Source organism: Acinetobacter marinus (genome assembly GCF_900096915.1).
Lineage (GTDB): Bacteria > Pseudomonadota > Gammaproteobacteria > Pseudomonadales > Moraxellaceae > Acinetobacter > Acinetobacter marinus.
Map to the genome: position 1 here is coordinate 1 of NZ_FMYK01000001.1, position 18,423 is coordinate 18,423.

At 41.4% G+C, this 18,423-nt stretch carries 18 protein-coding genes; 13 read left to right on the forward strand and 5 right to left on the reverse strand.

All coding sequences use genetic code 11. From position 1 onward, the window contains the following. The first annotated feature begins 567 nt into the window (after positions 1–567). The 7 genes from BLQ60_RS00005 to BLQ60_RS00035 all read left to right on the forward strand — a co-directional run bounded on the left by BLQ60_RS00005 (position 568) and on the right by BLQ60_RS00035 (position 7,560). Positions 568–906, forward strand: coding sequence for a hypothetical protein (locus BLQ60_RS00005; protein WP_092614223.1), 339 nt, complete (start codon positions 568–570; stop codon positions 904–906). Between the two features lie 637 nt (positions 907–1,543). Next, on the forward strand, positions 1,544–2,530 hold the full coding sequence (locus BLQ60_RS00010) for a phosphotransferase family protein (RefSeq protein WP_244515911.1): 987 nt from the start codon (positions 1,544–1,546) through the stop codon (positions 2,528–2,530). Between the two features lie 2 nt (positions 2,531–2,532). Then, the gene (locus BLQ60_RS00015) at positions 2,533–2,877 is read left to right on the forward strand and encodes a hypothetical protein (protein ID WP_092614226.1); all 345 of its coding nucleotides are present in this window, start codon (positions 2,533–2,535) and stop codon (positions 2,875–2,877) included. Continuing rightward, positions 2,870–3,574 carry a histidine phosphatase family protein gene (locus BLQ60_RS00020; RefSeq protein ID WP_092614229.1) on the forward strand — a complete coding sequence of 235 codons (705 nt, stop codon included), beginning with the start codon at positions 2,870–2,872 and terminating at the stop codon, positions 3,572–3,574. The genes BLQ60_RS00015 and BLQ60_RS00020 overlap by 8 nt, the downstream gene beginning before the upstream one ends. A gap of 43 nt (positions 3,575–3,617) precedes the next feature. Next, a complete protein-coding gene (locus BLQ60_RS00025) occupies positions 3,618–4,781 on the forward strand; it encodes an acyl-CoA dehydrogenase family protein (protein ID WP_092614232.1) in 1,164 nt (387 codons plus the stop codon). Between the two features lie 77 nt (positions 4,782–4,858). Then, on the forward strand, positions 4,859–5,626 hold the full coding sequence (locus BLQ60_RS00030; RefSeq protein WP_092614234.1) for an SDR family NAD(P)-dependent oxidoreductase: 768 nt from the start codon (positions 4,859–4,861) through the stop codon (positions 5,624–5,626). Positions 5,627–5,664: 38 nt separating this feature from the next. Beyond that, positions 5,665–7,560 (forward strand): sigma 54-interacting transcriptional regulator, encoded by a 1,896-nt coding sequence (locus tag BLQ60_RS00035; protein ID WP_092614237.1) that lies wholly within the window; start codon positions 5,665–5,667, stop codon positions 7,558–7,560. Positions 7,561–7,586: 26 nt separating this feature from the next. Here the strand turns inward: BLQ60_RS00035 and BLQ60_RS00040 are convergent, their stop codons facing one another. Next, positions 7,587–8,288: an SIR2 family NAD-dependent protein deacylase gene (locus BLQ60_RS00040; protein ID WP_092614240.1), complete on the reverse strand. Its 702-nt coding sequence runs from the start codon at positions 8,286–8,288 to the stop codon at positions 7,587–7,589. Between the two features lie 24 nt (positions 8,289–8,312). Continuing rightward, complete coding sequence (locus BLQ60_RS00045) at positions 8,313–9,512, reverse strand: DUF1615 family protein (RefSeq protein ID WP_213030450.1); 1,200 nt, start codon at positions 9,510–9,512, stop codon at positions 8,313–8,315. Between the two features lie 196 nt (positions 9,513–9,708). Between BLQ60_RS00045 and dusB the strand changes: the two genes are divergently transcribed. Continuing rightward, a complete protein-coding gene (gene dusB / locus BLQ60_RS00050) occupies positions 9,709–10,734 on the forward strand; it encodes a tRNA dihydrouridine synthase DusB (RefSeq protein ID WP_092614242.1) in 1,026 nt (341 codons plus the stop codon). Positions 10,735–10,773: 39 nt separating this feature from the next. Here dusB and BLQ60_RS00055 read toward each other — a convergent pair whose 3' ends face one another. Then, positions 10,774–11,157: a nuclear transport factor 2 family protein gene (locus tag BLQ60_RS00055; protein WP_092614245.1), complete on the reverse strand. Its 384-nt coding sequence runs from the start codon at positions 11,155–11,157 to the stop codon at positions 10,774–10,776. Positions 11,158–11,230: 73 nt separating this feature from the next. Then, entirely contained in the window at positions 11,231–11,680 is a 450-nt protein-coding gene (locus tag BLQ60_RS00060; protein ID WP_092614247.1) for a universal stress protein, read from the reverse strand. A 174-nt stretch (positions 11,681–11,854) separates the two neighbouring features. Between BLQ60_RS00060 and lysS the strand changes: the two genes are divergently transcribed. Both lysS and BLQ60_RS00070 read left to right on the forward strand, forming a co-directional pair. Then, positions 11,855–13,384 carry a lysine--tRNA ligase gene (gene lysS, locus BLQ60_RS00065; RefSeq protein WP_092614250.1) on the forward strand — a complete coding sequence of 510 codons (1,530 nt, stop codon included), beginning with the start codon at positions 11,855–11,857 and terminating at the stop codon, positions 13,382–13,384. A 121-nt stretch (positions 13,385–13,505) separates the two neighbouring features. Beyond that, complete coding sequence (locus BLQ60_RS00070) at positions 13,506–14,270, forward strand: hypothetical protein (RefSeq protein ID WP_092614253.1); 765 nt, start codon at positions 13,506–13,508, stop codon at positions 14,268–14,270. 30 nt (positions 14,271–14,300) lie between these two features. Here the strand turns inward: BLQ60_RS00070 and BLQ60_RS00075 are convergent, their stop codons facing one another. Further along, a complete protein-coding gene (locus BLQ60_RS00075; RefSeq protein ID WP_092615890.1) occupies positions 14,301–15,143 on the reverse strand; it encodes a DUF2797 domain-containing protein in 843 nt (280 codons plus the stop codon). A 28-nt stretch (positions 15,144–15,171) separates the two neighbouring features. Between BLQ60_RS00075 and BLQ60_RS00080 the strand changes: the two genes are divergently transcribed. From BLQ60_RS00080 to BLQ60_RS00090, 3 genes are all read left to right on the forward strand, one after another. Beyond that, on the forward strand, positions 15,172–15,654 hold the full coding sequence (locus tag BLQ60_RS00080) for a DUF6231 family protein (protein ID WP_092614256.1): 483 nt from the start codon (positions 15,172–15,174) through the stop codon (positions 15,652–15,654). 84 nt (positions 15,655–15,738) lie between these two features. After that, positions 15,739–17,355: a phospholipase D family protein gene (locus BLQ60_RS00085; RefSeq protein ID WP_244515912.1), complete on the forward strand. Its 1,617-nt coding sequence runs from the start codon at positions 15,739–15,741 to the stop codon at positions 17,353–17,355. A gap of 408 nt (positions 17,356–17,763) precedes the next feature. Continuing rightward, positions 17,764–18,336: a TMEM165/GDT1 family protein gene (locus BLQ60_RS00090; protein ID WP_092614258.1), complete on the forward strand. Its 573-nt coding sequence runs from the start codon at positions 17,764–17,766 to the stop codon at positions 18,334–18,336. Positions 18,337–18,423 lie beyond the last annotated feature (87 nt).

The following is an 18,423-nucleotide window of genomic DNA, read 5'->3' on the forward strand; positions in this document are numbered from 1 at the left end:
TAAATTCTGGAGTATATCGTTTACTGCTCATAAGCACCTCGTTAATTAGCCATTTTATCTAACTAAAAGGTGTCTACAAAATCGGTGGCTATTCAGTGTCTACATTATTGGAGACTATTAAGATTAAGTAAAATAATTACTAAGTGAAGGTCTCATTACCTTTAAGTTAAAGGGGCAAGTTCGTAATGTCATGGAAAATTCTGTCACAAAATTTGGCACAAATTATAAAATCTATAAGATTCTATTAGAATTTAATTATTTGATAAATAATGAATTAAACCTAGATAGAATCTATTAAAAAGTTATTTAGAGAGTTCGAATCTCACCGCTTCCGCCAAATTTTGAAAAGCCTTTATATGATTTACAAAGGCTTTTTTTATTGCTTAAATTTTCAAATGAAGTACAAATGAGATTTGAGAAAATCATGTCGTCGATAGTTTAGCATTCCAACCCTGAAAAGGATGGAGCGAGGTGACATCAAATGAAAATAGATTCTCTGAGTAACTATATAACCATAGCAAATGACTATTATTACTTAGTCAACCAAATCGGTGAGGTAAAGAGAAAATGAATATAAAAAATCATTTTAAAATCATTGTTATTGTGATGTCAGTTTTAATGTCTTCAGGATGTTATCACCTGCAATGGAAATCTAATGTTAACCAAGATATTGGAAGAAACATCAATGATCCTGAACTACATGTGGTGTTTGCTGGCAATTTAGAACAAGCTAAAAAACGTGGAGCACTTTACAAAGAAGCACAAGAGCCACCAAATACACGCTATTATTTTGATTGGAAATATCAGAATCGGTGTCAATATTCTTTACTTGTCGCTCCAGATGGTACGATTTTGTCTTGGGAGTTTGTGGACTATAAAAAGCGCAAAGAATGTTATGTTTTTTGAAAGTTTTTGCCTCGTGATATATGGTTACCGCCTGACGTACAATCAGGTATCTTAAAATACCCAACCGCTTGCTAAGCTAACTCTTGCCAAGCGGTTTTTATTTCTAAGTCCCCGTCTCCAAAGCCACTGCAAATCAAAAAGAACTCATTTGTCTGGTTCCATCGTTCCGAAACAGCGCTTGTCTGGTTCCACCGCTGTGCGGTGTCATGCCAAACAGGTTGATGCTCTGCTACACCACCAAAAGTAGCCAAACAACCTACTTCTTGATAACTTAGCCACTACAACGTAGATAAGAATTGCCTCGTGACACCGCTGTGCGGTGTCATGCCAAACAGGTTGACGGTCTGCTACGCCACCAAAAGTAGCAAAGCAACCTACTCGTGATAGCTTAGCTACTAAAAAGTAGATAATAATAAGGAATATATTTGTATAAATTGAGGAAAATGACTCATCACTAATTGTTATGTTTGCAGAGTATATTTTAATCATTTAACGTATCATTTCTGACTAAAATCATTTCAAAACTGAATTAGATTTCATATTTGAAATTTAGTGTATTTCTATAAAGTATTGATATTTATATATAAAATAATTGGCACTGAACTTGCTCTAACCGATAAACCAAAGGGAGTAAGTGATGAATACGGATCAAGTAGATTATGTACAAACACGTTTATGCAACGAACTGGGATTAGCTCGAGCAGATGATTTATATATAAAAAAAATGAGCGGCGGTGCAATTCAAGAAAATTGGTTGTTGGAAAACGCTGATCTTGCGCTGGTACTACGAAAAAATGCTGAATCCAGTATGGATGTGAGCTCAAGCCGTGAACAAGAATTTTTGTTATTAGTTCGATTATATCAGGCAGGTATTTTGGTACCTGAACCACTTTATTTTGAGAAAGCACCGAACCTGCTCAATAGTGATTTTTTTATGATGAAGAAAATCACTGGCAGTGCAGAAGGGCATAAGCTCGTCAAACAATTAGATCATCAACAATCTCAAACACTGGTCACCACCATTGGCTCGCAATTGGCTCGTATTCATGCCGTGCAGCCCGATGAGCAGTTGCAACAATTATTCGGTCAGCCGACGAGTGCAGACTATCTTGATTGCAAAATTGCGACCTTTAGAGCACAGCTAGATATATTACAACGCAGTCGTCCCGTGCTTGAGTATGCGATCCGCTGGTTGCAACAAAATCAACCTAAAGTCGATGATTTGGTGTTGATACATGGTGATTTTCGTACTGGAAATTTGATGGTGGATGGTGATGTGTTGACGGGGATTCTGGATTGGGAGTTTGCGCAATGGGGTGATCGTCGAGAGGATATTGGCTGGTTTACTGCCAAATGTTGGCGCTTTGGACAGGATCACAATATCGCTGGTGGCATCGGCAGCTATAAGGATTTTATGCAGTCCTATGCCGAAGCGTCTAGCGTCTATATTCCCGAATTTGAGCTGAAATTTTGGCATGTTTTGGCGCATGTGCGCTGGGCAATTATTGCGATGCAACAGTCAAATCGTAATAACGAGATGCAATTGCCATCCTTAGAGCTGGCTTTAACGGAGTTTATGGTGCCACGTTTGGAAAAGCATATTTTAGATCTTTTAGGAGAGTAATCATGCACGCAGAAAAAATTATTGAGCTGATCAATGCCTCACAAGCCAGCATAAAATCTGAATTATTACCGAATACATCCACACATCAATATCAACTTCAGATGTTGATCAAAAGTTTTGAAATTTTAAAACAGTATATTACGCATGGCAGCACTTTGGCGATGAGTGAAAAAAAAGCACTTGAGCGTTACTTCCAATTTCCGATTGACAATATAGATGATGCCCGAGCGCAGTTGTGTATGGATATTCGGGAGGGCTCGCCGATTGAAAATATTCATGTTTTACTCAAATCGCTGAATGAAAATGAACTGAACATCACCGAATCAAAGCGAGCATCACATGGATAGTTACTGGGTTCGCGTGTTTTTGGTTCGCCATGGTCATGTCAATTATTTTGATCAGGCACATCGTCCGATTAATCCTAAATTTGCGAGCTTATCTGATACGGGTGTTGAACAAGTCACGACTTTAGCCGAGTTGATCCAAGATATTCAGTTTGATGGGATTTTTTCATCGACTATGCCCCGATCTATTCAGACGGCAGAGATTTTGAACAGGCATGCGCAAACAATCCAGTCATATGATGAGATTCGAGAGATTCGTGCGGGTCGATTGCGTGAAATTAGTCCGCAACATGCGCTACAGTTGATCAAATATGGCTACTGCTTTGAGTCACAAGGCATGCAAGATTTTTTACATGGCGAGCGCTGGGATGACTTTATGTCACGGGTGGTCACATGGTTTGAACGGTTATTGTTAAGTACCGATCGGCAACGCACCTTTCTCATTTCCTCACATGATGTGGTGAATCGTGTTTTGATTCATTGGGTTTATGATCAGTTGGGGCGTGACGTGTATGGGCAAGAGCAAGACTATGCGTGTTTAAACATTATCGATGTTGAAATCTATCAAGGGCGTATTCGGCATAAACGAATAAAACTACAAAATTATACGGCGTACAACCCAGTGAAATTGAACTTGTCGCAGAGTGCTATGGATGATGTTTATCAATCTTATGTGCAAATGCTTGACGTAAAAAATTGAAGTAAACATTTGAAGTAAACGTTGAGATAAAAGGAGTTAGATCATGATTACATTATCTACAGAGTTGTTGGAACTACAGGCGAAAGTCAAAGCATTCATCGCACAAGAGATCATCCCATTTGAACAAGATCCCAGACAGGATAGCCATGGTCCAAGTGATGCTTTACGTCAGGAGTTAATCGCTCGAGCACGTGATTGGCAACTGCTTACCCCACATGCCAGTCCTGAACTCGGTGGGCAAGGTTGGTCACATTTGCAAAAAGCAGTGGCTTTTGAGGAGGCGGGCTATTCTACACTCGGTGCAATTGCGATGAATATTCATGCGCCAGATGAGGGGAATATCCATTTGATGGAAGCAGTTGCCAGTGACGCTCAGCGAGCACGGTGGTTGCAGCCGATGGTTGCAGGCGAGATTCGCTCTTGTTTTGCCATGACTGAACCTGCGCCTGGTGCAGGATCGGATCCGTCAATGTTGCAAACCACCGCAGTGTCAGACGGTGATGATTATTTGATTAATGGACGTAAATGGTTGATCACGGGTGCTGATGGCGCAAGTGTCGCCATTATCATGGCAAAGATGGAGGATGGTAGCGCATCGATGTTTTTAACTGACACCAATGTGGAGGGCTTTATCCTCGAGCGCAATATGAATGCGATGGATTCTTGTTTTGCTGGTGGGCATGGTGTACTGCTCTTTGAGAATTTGAGAGTGCCGAAAGACAATGTCTTGGGTGAAATTGGCAAAGGTTTTAAATATGCACAGATTCGTCTTGCTCCAGCGAGGTTAACGCACTGTATGCGTTGGTTAGGTCAGGCACGCCGAGCGCATGATATGGCAACACAATATGCGCAGCAGCGTCATTCTTTTGGTCAGCGTTTAGGCGATCATCAAGGCGTCGGTTTCATGCTTGCAGACAATGAAATGGATCTGCTGAGTGTTCGGCTTTCCACCCATTATTGCGCTCAAGTCTTAGATCTCGGTCAACGGGGAAATTATGAGTCGAGCTTGACGAAAGTGATCAGTGCTGAAGGCATTTGGCGCATCATCGATCGGAGTGTACAAATCCTCGGCGGACAAGCGATGACGGATGAATCTATTGTCAATAAAATTTTTAAAGATGCTCGAGGTTTTCGTATCTACGATGGCGCCAATGAAGTGCATCGAATGAGCATTGCGCGCAAATTATTAGATCAAACACAGGCATAAAGTACAGGCATTAAGCACGTACATCGCAAGCACAGACCGATAAATCAAGCACAGTTTACATGATGGAGGATATGACAATGAATCAATTTGATGTCAGTCAAAAAACAGTATTAATTACAGGTGCATCCAGTGGATTGGGGCATCATATTGCACAGTTATTTGTCCAAGAAGGTGCCAATCTGGTGATATGCGCTCGACGTGAAGATCGATTGCAAGCACTGCAAACTCAGTTACAAGCCCAATTTCAGGTGGATATTCGTTATTTTGTCTTGGATGTCAATGATCGTGCTGCAGTGCAAGCGATGATTTCACATTTGGAAAGCGAAGGGGTGCATATTGATGTGTTGATTAACAATGCAGGGGTCAGTGATAGCAAGCGCTTTTTAGACTACAACGATGCAGACTGGGACAAGATTGTAAATACCAACTTAAAAGCGCCTTGGCAGTGTACACAGGAAGTGGTTCAGCATATGATTCGGTGTAACAATGCAGGGGCGATTATTAATATCACTTCTGTGTTGTCTGAATCGGTCAATTTAGGCGTCAGTCCATATTGCGCATCTAAGGCGGGGTTAAAGCATTTGACTCAAGTCATGGCGGTAGAATTGGCACGCTATGCAATCCGAGTCAATGCAATTGCACCAGGCTATATGGTGACTGAAATTAATACCGATTATTTAAATAGTGACGCAGGTCAGCAGCTCCTGAAACGAATTCCCCTGCGCAAGTTTGTTGAATTTTCCGACTTAAATGGTCCTTTATTATTGCTGGCATCAGCAGCAGGTCAAGGAATGACTGGTGTTGAAATTAAGGTCGATGGGGGGCATAGCTGTGCACCGATCTGATATGGTATATGAATGTCTAACCTGCATGGAGTGATGTGATGCTTGAACGAAAGCCGATTAATATTTTGGTGACCTACCTCAAACAGCCGAATATCAATGGGTTTCGTTCGTTACTTTGGCAAGCGATTGCCGCAGTTGAAACCGATCAAATCGATGTGGTGGAATGCCATATCGCCGATGTAGAATCTGTTGCCAAAGATCTCGTTGCGCAGGGATGTCAAATATTATTGTGCACAGGAGCAACCGCAAGCTATCTACAAAACAAAATAAATATCGATGTGCAAACCCTTGGTGCTGGCGCTTTTGATGTGATTCAAGCGATTTCCAATTTAAAGCAATATCAGCGTATCGCATTAATGGGAAATGCCTCTACTGTGAATCTGGCAGATTTCACGGACATTTTTGCATTAGATATTCAGCACTTTCATTATGATTCCTACTTGTCTGCTAAGCAGACGGTACAACGCATCAAAAATCTTGGCTTTGATGCCATTATTGGCTCACCTGTTGTGGTCGAGCTTGCCATCAATGAAGGCATGGTCGGCTACTTGGCAATGAGTGTGCCATCTTTAAAGCTGTTACTCAAAAATGCATTGCGTACCCTTGAGAAACTCAAAAGAGAGCAGAACACCACCTTACGACTGACTGAAATATATAATCATTTGCACGAAGGCATTGGTTTTATCACGAAGCAAAAGAAAATATCTTTTATCAATCATGCCATGAGTCAACTGTTGGAGCGAGATTTAGCTGAGATTATTGGTCAGTCAGCACAAGTGCTTTTTCAAGGCATTCATTTTGAAGTTGATGAGGACAATGCGCATCAACTGATTCAATTTGAACAAAAAAAACTGGCTGTATATATTTCCAAGTTAAAAAATGATCATCTCAATGGTTATATTTTGCGGGTGCAAGAATTAAATGCCTTAGAGCACTCAAGTAGTCAATTTCGAAAGGTTAAAACACAGCATTTTAGTACCCGTTACCGCTTCGATCAGCTGCAGAGTCACGATGAAAATTTTCAGAAAACCATTGCCTTAGCCAAAGCCTATGGCAAAACGGATAGCACCATATTAATCACAGGTGAAAGTGGTACAGGTAAAGAGGTTTTGGCGCAAAGTATTCACCAGATCAGCCAACGTAGCAAAGCGCCTTTCGTGGCGATCAATTGCGCATCTTTTCCTGAAAGTTTGTTGGAGAGTGAGCTATTTGGTTATGCTGAAGGTGCATTCACAGGCGCCAAGAAAAATGGACGAATTGGATTGATCGAAACTGCCCATAATGGCACGTTATTTTTGGATGAAATCGGCGATATGCCGTTGCATTTGCAAACTCGCTTTTTACGGGTACTACAGGAGCGCCAAATTCATCGCTTAGGTTCGGTGGTGAGCCACATGGTCAATATTCGAGTCATTGCTGCGACCCATGCTGATCTCGAATCATTGGTGAAGCAAGGGCAATTTCGAGCCGATCTATATTATCGTCTGAATATTTTACGCATCTTTGTGCCTGCCTTAAGGCAACGCCAGCATGATATTCTCTATCTTTCGTCATTATTTTTAATGCGCTTTCAACGCACGCTGGACGATCTTCCCAAGCAACTACAACAAGCACTGCTTAAATATCGTTGGCCAGTTAATATTCGTGAGTTAGAAAATATGATCGAACGGATACACGTGCTATTACAACTCGATCAACAGTGGTTGCAATCTGATTTTTTACAGCAACAACTGCCTGAATTATTCATAGAGGCGCATGATCAGCCTATAGAGCATTCCACGCCACTTAAAACCCTCAAAACGACACAAGAGTTAGCTCTCATCCAGCAGATGCTAGAGGAAGTCGATGGTGATCTAGATTTGGCGGCGCAAAGATTAGGCATTAGTCGAACCACGTTGTGGCGACGCATGAAATTATTAAAAAATAGGGTCTAGATAACTGAATCGTAACCTATGAGTGTTTAAGTGCGCTCAAGATGTGATTGTAAATACGCCATGCCATCACTGGCATTCATATTGAGTCGTTGATATTGCGCAGGGATGCTGGATTGATCCGCTTTCGGATCAATGTAAAATGCTTGACAGTGTGCTGGAATTTCATGAACTAAGGCTGCCACAGGATACACGGCAAGGCTGGTACCGATCACAATAAAAATATCCGCATCACGTGCGATATGAATTGCCTGTTCATAGGCAGGCACTGCCTCACCAAACCACACCACGTGTGGACGTAGCGGATAGCCATTTGGGCAAAGATCAGACTCGACATCGAGCGCCCAACCCTCGATGGGATAGTAGGTTTCTTCAGCATCTAAGGACAATTTAGATGATTTAGCAAGTCGAATATTGCCATGCAGATGCAACACATTGGCACTGCCAGCTCGCTCATGTAGATCGTCAATATTTTGGGTGATGACATGGACGTTAAAATGCGCTTCAAACTGAGCAATGGCTAAATGCGCAGGATTAGGCTCGGCTTCGATGATTTGTTTACGCCGTTGATTATAAAACTGCTGAACCAATTTTGGATTTTTTGCCCAAGCCTCAGGCGTTGCGACATCTTCGATGCGATAATTTTCCCAGAGTCCATCACTGTCCCGAAAGGTGTTAATCCCACTTTCGGCGCTCATGCCTGCACCTGAAAAGACCACGAGTTTTTTCATCAGCTTTTGCTCAAAAAATATGAATTATTCGTCCAGTTTAATGCGTTTCGCTTTGGACATACAGCTCTGATAACGCCCATTGACACGTTCGGCAAACCAATTGGTATTATAATCTCGGCTCAGTTTTGGTCCAGAAATCACCACTTTGGGCATGATGGCATACGGTGCTTTTTCACCTGTTTTTTCTTCAAATTTTGCTTTGATCAGTTGATAGGTGTCGGTTTGTTCAAAGTCGATGGATTTTTCCAACTTCAAATCACTGCGAATCTGTCGTGGCGATGGAGCGGTTGGATTGGTGGAGAAATATTCGATTAAGGCTTTTTCACTGCTACTTTTTTGCAGGCGAATATCATTGTCTTTGTTATAAAGTAATAGATCACCATCCAAATCGAGCTTGGCATCGGTCAAACGATTCAGCATCTTTTGAAAAGCTGCATTACGGCTAGAGTACATGCCAGAGTTGTAGTCGGCAAAACGATACAACGGCTTTTCATATTCCGCAGGGTACATCATCAAGCGGTGTATGCCGTAGTACAAGCCGCCTTGCTGGGTGTAGAGGTCATCCCGCAGTTGATTGATCGACATAAAACTACGTTTATGTGCTTTGGCATAGCGAATATGCACTTGCATCGAACCGAGCGTAGTAATCGGATTGAAATGTTCAGCGATGTCTTGTCCGACTAACTTAGCCGCACCTGCGACCATACCGACATGATAATGCTTGGCAAAGTAATCAAACATTTCACGATAGAGCTGATCAAGTTCACGTTCGGTATGCACTTTTTCAAGGCGCATCAAGTAGTTGTCTTCTGGCGTAGGCTGGGTTTTCAGCATATTTTCAAAATATGTTGCCATGGTTTTGCCGAGTTTGTCCTCAAGGCGAGCGTTGATTTCTTTCACCGCTTTGGCACCGAGTCCTGGTACTTTTGGATCGGCAATAAAGTTCGACTCTTGATCAATCACCGCAATCATGGTGCAGACATTTTCTTTATCACGTTCGATGCCCAGCTCTTGGCTAATCGCAAAAATATCATCTGCCCAGCTTTGGCTTTCTTTGACACGATTTGGAATCAGTGTGTTGATCTGCTCGGCATCGAGTTGCGGCTCATGATCTTGTTGAAACCAGTTGCCATCACAGGCCGTCAAAAGCAAACAGCTTGCAATAGTCAATGCACTACGTTGAAAAGTCGACATGACTTTTTTAGAAAAATACAAATGTGGCATAGGATAGCGATGATTCCAGCAGACGAACTGAAAAGAAAGGAAGGACGAAAAAGGAATTATAGAATAAATTCGATGATGCAGTATACTATGCGCCCAGTGAAATCGCATTAAAACTGCGCTGTATTTGCCGAGAGGCTGGCTGTGCATTTTAAGCGGATTCCTTTTTGATGAATTATTTGGCGAGTTTGCATTACTTATGCGTATTGGTTCTTATCAACTTGACAATGCTCTGATCGTGGCACCGATGGCGGGTGTCACAGATCGTCCATTTCGCACGCTGTGCAAGCACTTTGGTGCAGGGCATGCGGTCAGTGAAATGATGACTGCGGATAAGACCCTGCGTATGTCAAAAAAGAGTCTGTATCGTGCTAACTTTGACGGTGAACTTGCCCCAATCTCTGCACAAATCGCAGGTTCAGACCCTGAACAACTGGCGGAAGCTGCACGTTATCAAGTCGCTAATGGTGCGCAAATCGTTGATATTAATATGGGCTGTCCTGCCAAAAAAGTCTGCAACAAACTCGCTGGCTCAGCACTACTGCAAGATGAAGAATTGGTACAGCGAATCTTAAATGCCGTGGTTGAAGCGGTTGATGTGCCTGTGACCTTAAAGACTCGACTTGGTTTTAAAAATGGCGAAGAAAATATCTTAAAAGTTGCCAAATATGCAGAGCAGGCGGGCATTGCAGCACTAGCTTTACACGGTCGTACTCGTGAAGATATGTATCTGAATACCGCTCGTTATGAATTGATCAAAGCGGTCAAACAATCGATCAATATTCCTGTGATCGCCAATGGCGACATCGACAGCCCTGAAAAAGCCAAATATGTGCTGGACTATACAGGTGCTAATGCGATCATGATTGGTCGAGCGGCGCAAGGTCGTCCGTGGATATTTCGAGAGATTCAACACTTTTTGCAGACAGGAACGCATTTACAAGCCCCAGAAATTACCGAAATCCGAGACGTGCTATTAGGGCATTTGTCAGAGCTCTATCAATTTTATGGGGAATACTCAGGCTGTCGCATCGCGCGCAAACATATTGCGTGGTACAGCAAAGGCTTGCGAGAGAGTAATGCCTTTCGTCAAGCCATGTACAAAGTCGAATCGACTGCCGAGCAAGCGCAAGTGGTGGCAGATTATTTTGAGCAACTATTGCATCATGGTCAAAATCTTGCTGATGTGCAAGTTGAGCAAGTGGATCTGTTAGCAACACATTAAAGCGCTTTAAACCATTATCGACGCAATTGCGAGTTTACGTTATTTTACTTGAATCACATAAGACGTGATCGATTGTATCAATGTCGATTTGGTATTTTTAAAAAGATAAAAGTCTGCAAAGGCATATTGCTCGCCATTTTGCAAAGTGATTAAGCCGTTCACCGCACCTTCTTTGCCATGTGAAATGACTTGATCAATCGTGATTTCAGTGACTTTTGTGGTGGATGTCATGTCTTGAATATTTTTTTGAAAATCTTCAATGCCATCAATGATTTTGTCACCCAAAATCTGCCAATGAATGTCATCAGTGACATTGGCAATAATAAATGCTGTGTCGCCCGTGCCAAACGCCACATTAAAGTCTTTTAGAAATTCTCGCTTGGGCGAATTGGCACAACTCGTTTGAATCGTTACTTTGGTCATGTTGATCTATTCATGATTGGATATTGTCCTGATTTAATCATCGCTTCATTGAAAAAATTTCAAACAATAACGTTTAGCTCGACTGATGTTTAATCACCATCACAGGAATCGGCGACTGAGAGAGCACCGACTGCGCCACACTACCCAAGACCAGTTTTTTTACCCCAGTACGACCATGTGAACCCATGATAATCAAATCCGCACCCACTTCGTCTGCCACATGAATAATGCCTTCTGCAGGATTGCCATGGAAAATCTTGGAATTGACTTCGATGTTCTCACGATCAAAACTCATGGTAATATCATGCAACTGTGCTTTGGCATTAGCTTCAGCTTCCATGAAATGTTCGGTAATCGATGGTGCAACTTTATAAAAATCCACGCCAACATAGGGGTCGACTGCCACCACACTGAGGATAGTTACTTCGGCTTGGCATAATTTTGCCAGCTCTAAAGCATGATCGATGGCAGCATAAGAAATCGGTGAATCATCCACAGGGACAAGAATATGTTGGTAGCTCATCATTATTTCCTTACATTTTAAATTTTATCTAATTTATTGATAACACATGGCTGGATTGGATGCAATTTGCAAATTTTTTAAATTGTATCGCCGTGCAAAAGTGCGAAATCCGATGCTTTTCTGCTAGAATAGCGCACTTTCAAATTATTCATTCTCTTAGATATCGAGGCAAAGATGACGCAAAATAACGCTCAATCGACTTCCGAACCACAAATTTCTGAAAACGATTTAATCGCACAGCGTCATGCCAAATTAAAACAAATTCAGGAAAAAGCGGAACAGTCTAATCTCAGCCCGTATCCGAACAGTTTTAAACGTGAGCACTATGCAGGCGATTTGCAAGCGCAGTTCCTCGAGCAAACCAAAGAACAAATCGAAGCGGCAGAGCATGTCTATGTCAAAGTCGCAGGGCGTGTCATGCTTAATCGTGGCTCGTTCATCGTCATTCAGGACATGACAGGGCGCATTCAGCTTTATGTTGCACGTAAAGAGCTTGATGAAGATACACTGGCAACCATCAAAGGCTTGGACTTGGGCGACATTATTGCAGTGTCTGGCTATATCGGTCGTTCGGGCAAGGGCGATTTGTATGTGCATATCGAACAGTTTGAGTTACTGACCAAATCATTGCGCCCATTGCCTGATAAATTCCACGGCTTATCGGATACTGAAGCGAAATATCGTAAGCGTTATCTTGACCTGATCGTCAATGAAGAAACACGTAAAACTTTTGAAATTCGTGCACAAGTCGTTGCAGGTATCCGTCAATTTTTGACAGCACAGCGCTACATGGAAGTCGAAACACCAATGATGCACGTCATCCCCGGTGGTGCGGCGGCGAAACCGTTTGAAACACATCATAATGCATTGGATATGCCATTATTCTTGCGTATTGCGCCTGAGCTGTATTTGAAGCGTCTTGTGGTTGGTGGTTTTGAGCGTGTGTTTGAGATCAATCGTAACTTCCGTAACGAAGGTGTATCGACCCGTCACAATCCAGAATTTACTATGATCGAGTTCTATCAAGCCTATGCAGATTATAAGGATTTGATGGAATTGACTGAGAATATGCTGGAGAAATTGGCAATCGATATTCTAGGTTCGACTGATGTGCCGTATGGTGAAGAAGTATTTAGCTTCAAAGGGCCATTTAAGAAAATCTCTATGTTCGATGCGATCTTAGAACATAATCCTGAATTTACTGCTGAAAATGTCGGTGATCGTGAATTCTTAGCGGACTATGTGAAAAACACGCTGAAAGAACAAGTCAAACCGTTCTTTGGCTTGGGCAAGTTGCAAACCATCGTGTTTGAAGAAACCGTAGAAACCAAACTTCGTCAGCCAACGTTCATTACGGAATATCCAGCGGAAACCTCACCGCTGGCACGTCGTAATGATCACAATCCACACATTACTGATCGTTTTGAATTCTTTATCGGTGGTCGTGAGCTTGCCAATGGTTTCTCGGAGTTGAATGACCCGATCGACCAAGCAGAGCGTTTCCAAGCACAAGTGGTTGAGAAAGATGCAGGTGATGATGAAGCGATGCATTACGATGCAGACTTTATCGAAGCACTTGAATACGGTTTGCCACCGACCGCAGGTGAAGGCATCGGGATTGACCGTTTGGTGATGCTATTCGCCAATGCTCCAAGTATCCGTGATGTGATCTTGTTCCCGCATATGCGTCGTAAAGAAGGTTAACTTCTTTTAGCTGTTATTTTAAGACAAAGCCCTCGTTTGAGGGCTTTTCTGAATGTGCATATCTATATTTTATTTCATGGAAATTAGTTAAGATAAGCGTGCTTACATATACTGGTTAAAAATGTCAAAATATCTATTGTTTATTAAAGAAAATTTAAGTCTAATCATACTTATTCCCACGATTCTTGGGGGGATATATCAAGTATTAAATATTCTTACTATTATAGGATTGCCATACATTAGATTTTTTTCAATTTCACAAGTTGTACCTGATGGGTTGATGATATTAGTCTCTTTATGCGTTTCATTACTAATTTTCTTTATATTTAAATTCTACATAAATGGTTATTTTAATAAGAGAAATGGCAAAATTGATCAGGTTTTTAGAAATACTTTGAAAACATCTTTAATGTATATAATTGGTTCATTGATATTTATTTCCTTATTGTTTGTGGGTAAATATTTTTTCTATCCAAAAAATATTTCTTTTGCTGAGGATAAAATATTTACTTATGTGATTATATTGTTTTTATTGTTTTCTTTTAATATTATGATACATAATGTTATAATATTGTTTAATTGTATTGGGGTAAGTTTGGGTAATATCTCGAATAGTTTTAAAGCAAAATTTGAGGTTTTATTAACATTTTTTGCAATTATCTTTGTTATTTTATTAATGCGTGAGATTGTATCTTGGAATAATTACATAAATCACTTAGATAATTTTAGCAATATTGAGGTGTTTAGTAAAAAATATGGTAACTCTGCTAAATTTTTATATATGAATAGAGATTACGCTTTTTATGAAATAACAAATGATCAAGGTAACGCCCAAATCCTTGTTGTTGAAGCAAAAGATCTAATGTCATTAAAATTAAATAAATAAAGGCTTTGTTTGTAAAGCCTTTATTGAAAATTACATCCTTAAAATAATCTCATAACCTGTATATTTACGAATATTGATCACGCCAGTATCCATCAGCAGATATTGTCCTTTAATGCCTTGAAGTTTCCCTTCGATAACTGGGGTTTTATCCAGATTGTGACTGGTGATTTTCTGCGGATATTGCTGTACAGGATATTGAAACTCCAGTGCTTGATCATCTAAAAACACCAATTCTTCTTCGCTATATTCATTGCTCAGATTCGCCAGTTCCATATGGAATTGATCAAGAATTTGCTCTTTTTCCTCGACCAAATCCACAGGATCAGCTTCACCTTTGAGTAAGGCACGCCAGTTGGTTTTATCGGCGATCATTTCAGCAAAAAGAATCTCCACCTGACCAGACAGACGGCGAGAGCCAACACGTAGAATCGGTAAAGCCTGTGTTGCACCTTGGTCGAGCCAACGTGTCGGCATATTCACTTGACGAGTAATGCCAACTTTTAATGCGCTGGAATTTGCCAAATACACGATATGTGGCTGAAAGCACACTTGCTGAGCAAAACTTTCTTCACGGCAAGTACCCAGATGGTAATGACATGTTTCAGGTTTCAAGATGCACATGTCACATTCGGCCTTGGTTTTAAAGCATTTGAAACAGTGACCTTGCGAATAGGACTTTGGTGTGGCATTGCCACAAGAAACGCAGAAAATTCGACCAGTCCATTCGAGTTGGAGCTTTTCTCCAAGACATTGCATCAAATCGGTATTGAATTGATCCAAAACAAACTTATACTCGACATGGCTAGGAAGGGTGGCGTTTGATGCAGGATTGATACGTGCCTGCATTTTATGGCAAATGCCTTGATATTCCATTGCTGTGCTCGACATTGAAGGATTTTTTATGCCAGATCAAGATATTATTGCCTTATTGCTTCAGCTTTTGGCAGAAGAAAAACAAATTGATCAAGCGATTGCGATCGACATCCAACCACAGTCAAACTGGGGCGGACAGTGGCAATATTGTAGCTTAAATGCGGTGGCAAGTCTGCCGTTTGATCAACGCTATGATTTAGCCATTGTCAATTTGATTAAACAGCAGACTGTAGAAAGCGCTTTGGAGAGCTTAGAAATCACCGACACCACGATCAACAATGCCGTAGTGCGCATGCGTGATTTATTCGCCAAAAAAATTATTATTTTCGCTCCATTAGCGCGGACTAAACAATTGCGTTCACTCGGTTTTAATCAACTGCTGGAAATCGTCCCAGAGGATAGTCCAGTACAGATTTGGCAGTTTAATATTCTCACCTACAAACATGTTCCCGATTGGTTTAATTCGAAGTTTTGGGCGAATCCTGAAAATTGGAATAAATTCCGCTGGTAAGCACTGAACACATTGTTAAAACTGAACAGATCATCGAAAAAATGCTAGGCTAATTCTGAACAGTTGATTAAATGGCACAGCATCATGCAAGGACAGGCGCAGGTTTTTTCTTTAACGCATCATCTACGGTTGCTCTGGATGATGTTTTTGAGTTGTATTTGTCTGACTGCTTGTCAATTGCCGAAGAATCAAGCGCTCTCCAGTGAGGAATCACGTCCAAAACTGTCACTTTCTAAGCAAAGTACCGCTGAGGTGCTACAAAACTATAATGTCTGGCTCGATGCAGATAACTATCAAAATAATGTGGCGCAGGGGCTCACGGGATATTATGCCTTAGATAATTCCTTTTTGAGCCTTGCCTCACGTATCCATATGATTCGTCATGCAAAATATCAAATTGATGTGCAGTATTATATTTGGGCGGATGATGAAATTGGGCATATTTTGCTCGCAGAATTACTCAACGCTGCTGAACGTGGGGTACAGGTGCGACTGATTATTGATGATCAAAATGGCACCGATCTGGATCAAACGTTGATTGCACTGTCACAACATCCGAACTTTCAAATCAAACTGTATAACCCGTATAAATATCGGTATTTTCGTGTGGCGGATTATTTGCTACGTGCGAAGCAAATCAACCGAAGAATGCACAATAAACTACTCATTGCCGATGGTTTTGTGGCACTGACGGGTGGGCGTAATGTCAGTAATGAATATTTTGAAGCGAGTCAGGATTTTCAATTTTCCGATATGGATGTGATGTTTGTGGGGACTGCCGTTGCGCAAGCCAGCCAAGTATTTGCAAACTTTTGGACGGATGAGCTGAGCTATCCTGTAACGCAGATGATTGAAAAACCTGCTGATCATGCACTAGAAACGCAGCGCAAACATTATCAAGAATTTCTGAGCGAGCAGCGTTCAAGTGCACGGTTACAGAAAGTCGAAGAAATGATTCGGGAGTATGGTCAAGGTCGACAATATGAATGGACTGAGGCACATTTTGTCGGGGATAATCCGAGCAAAACCAAGGGAAATGGCAAAGACGATGACTTGATTGCCAATCAAATCTCGCATTTGATCGCCACACCAGCGCAACGGATTTCAATAGTTTCAGCCTATTTCGTGCCACAAAAAGCAGGTACGGCAAATCTGACCGCGCAGAGCATAGCAGGGGTGAAAAGTACGATTTTAACCAATAGTTTGGTCGCCAATGATGTAGCCATGGTGCATGCCTTTTATCAGAAGTATCGTCGTGACTTGGTCGAAAGTGGCGTGAAGTTATATGAGTTCAAACCCTATATTCATCGCAAGGAGAAGTCGTGGTACGAAGTCTTAACAGGCAATGTATTGCCTGCAAAAAGTCGAGATCGTTCTAGTTTGCATGCCAAATTTTTCTTAAGTGATGATCAGGTATTTATTGGCTCCTTTAACTGTGATCCACGTTCGATGAATCTGAATACCGAAGTGGGTTTGGTGATACGATCGCCGAGTCTGGCAAATGCCATTGAAACACAGCTTGAGCAATATTTGCCTTATATTGCTTATCAAGTGCAGTTAGATAATCAAGGGCAGTTAATTTGGCTGGAGCGCTTTGAAAATGGACAGTCAAAAACTCATCATCAAGAACCGCAAACCACAGCATTTCAACGTGGTCTGGTGAAAATCATTTCGTGGCTTCCGATCGAATCGATGATGTAGCTCGATAATGCAATAGAGCCGACTGAACATGAAAATTCAGAAAAATATATCGCCAAAAGACGATCTGATTTTTCAATCGACAGTATCGAGTGATCCTGTTACACTAGGATTTCCTTTGGGGAGTAGCCTCGCAAAGCGAATTGTTCAACGATTTTCTTTGTGGTAAGCGTCAACATACTTGTGATTTCAAACTATTTATATGCTGTATTTTTTAAAATGGTTTTGATTGTGGTTCACATGGCGTTTATATCTTGACCATGCACACGCAATGTGGCGGAGGTTAAGACTGGCAAGACCATTGACACTATTTTTGCAAGCGATGTTTGTGGGCAAGTGCCTTCAGACTAGCCAGTTGGTCGGCAAAAAATAGTTGTCTAATGCCGTCTTCGCCGACCTGAAGTGTATGTTATGGAAGCCTTTCTTGTTTCTACCTCTCTTGTTACCCTCGCTGAAATGGGTGACAAAACACAATTACTCACCTTGCTGCTTGCGGTTCGTTTTCGAAAGCCTGTTCCGATTGCCTTTGCGATCTTATTTGCCACGATTTTAAATCATGGTCTGGCTGCGCTGATCGGCAATTGGTTAATGCAATGGTTCTCGGCTGATGTGTTGCAATGGATTTTAGCAGGCACATTTATTGCGATGGGGATTTGGGTATTGATCCCAGATAAACTTGATCAAGGTGCAAACTATCTCGAACGCTGGCAAAAATACGGCGTGTTTCTTGCCACATTTATTTTATTTTTCTTGGCGGAAATTGGTGATAAAACTCAAATCGCCACTGTCGCATTAGCTGCACAATTTCAAAGTGTTTTGTTGGTCACATTGGGAACGACACTCGGTATGTTGATCGCCAATATTCCGATGATTTTTATTGGTCAAAAGCTGGCTGATCATTTGCCGATGTTATGGATTCAACGCTTTGCTGCGATGCTCTTTATCGTGTTTGGCTTGGTAATTGTTGTTAGAGCATTACTATAAAATTAGCTGAAGTTTTCTACAGACTCCATTGAATAAAATTCAACGTGATTTTAATCAATATCAGTCTATTTCATGGCGCACTTCATG

Excerpts from the sequence above, each read along its gene's own strand:
- BLQ60_RS00005 (WP_092614223.1), top strand. The coding sequence starts at position 568 with ATGAATATAAAAAATCATTTTAAAATCATTGTTATTGTGATGTCAGTT.
- BLQ60_RS00010 (WP_244515911.1), top strand. The coding sequence starts at position 1,544 with ATGAATACGGATCAAGTAGATTATGTACAAACACGTTTATGCAACGAA.
- BLQ60_RS00015 (WP_092614226.1), top strand. The coding sequence starts at position 2,533 with ATGCACGCAGAAAAAATTATTGAGCTGATCAATGCCTCACAAGCCAGC.
- BLQ60_RS00020 (WP_092614229.1), top strand. The coding sequence starts at position 2,870 with ATGGATAGTTACTGGGTTCGCGTGTTTTTGGTTCGCCATGGTCATGTC.
- BLQ60_RS00025 (WP_092614232.1), top strand. The coding sequence starts at position 3,618 with ATGATTACATTATCTACAGAGTTGTTGGAACTACAGGCGAAAGTCAAA.
- BLQ60_RS00030 (WP_092614234.1), top strand. The coding sequence starts at position 4,859 with ATGAATCAATTTGATGTCAGTCAAAAAACAGTATTAATTACAGGTGCA.
- BLQ60_RS00035 (WP_092614237.1), top strand. The coding sequence starts at position 5,665 with ATGCTTGAACGAAAGCCGATTAATATTTTGGTGACCTACCTCAAACAG.
- BLQ60_RS00040 (WP_092614240.1), bottom strand. The coding sequence starts at position 8,288 with ATGAAAAAACTCGTGGTCTTTTCAGGTGCAGGCATGAGCGCCGAAAGT.
- BLQ60_RS00045 (WP_213030450.1), bottom strand. The coding sequence starts at position 9,512 with ATGCCACATTTGTATTTTTCTAAAAAAGTCATGTCGACTTTTCAACGT.
- dusB (WP_092614242.1), top strand. The coding sequence starts at position 9,709 with ATGCGTATTGGTTCTTATCAACTTGACAATGCTCTGATCGTGGCACCG.
- BLQ60_RS00055 (WP_092614245.1), bottom strand. The coding sequence starts at position 11,157 with ATGACCAAAGTAACGATTCAAACGAGTTGTGCCAATTCGCCCAAGCGA.
- BLQ60_RS00060 (WP_092614247.1), bottom strand. The coding sequence starts at position 11,680 with ATGAGCTACCAACATATTCTTGTCCCTGTGGATGATTCACCGATTTCT.
- lysS (WP_092614250.1), top strand. The coding sequence starts at position 11,855 with ATGACGCAAAATAACGCTCAATCGACTTCCGAACCACAAATTTCTGAA.
- BLQ60_RS00070 (WP_092614253.1), top strand. The coding sequence starts at position 13,506 with ATGTCAAAATATCTATTGTTTATTAAAGAAAATTTAAGTCTAATCATA.
- BLQ60_RS00075 (WP_092615890.1), bottom strand. The coding sequence starts at position 15,143 with ATGGAATATCAAGGCATTTGCCATAAAATGCAGGCACGTATCAATCCT.
- BLQ60_RS00080 (WP_092614256.1), top strand. The coding sequence starts at position 15,172 with ATGCCAGATCAAGATATTATTGCCTTATTGCTTCAGCTTTTGGCAGAA.
- BLQ60_RS00085 (WP_244515912.1), top strand. The coding sequence starts at position 15,739 with ATGCAAGGACAGGCGCAGGTTTTTTCTTTAACGCATCATCTACGGTTG.
- BLQ60_RS00090 (WP_092614258.1), top strand. The coding sequence starts at position 17,764 with ATGGAAGCCTTTCTTGTTTCTACCTCTCTTGTTACCCTCGCTGAAATG.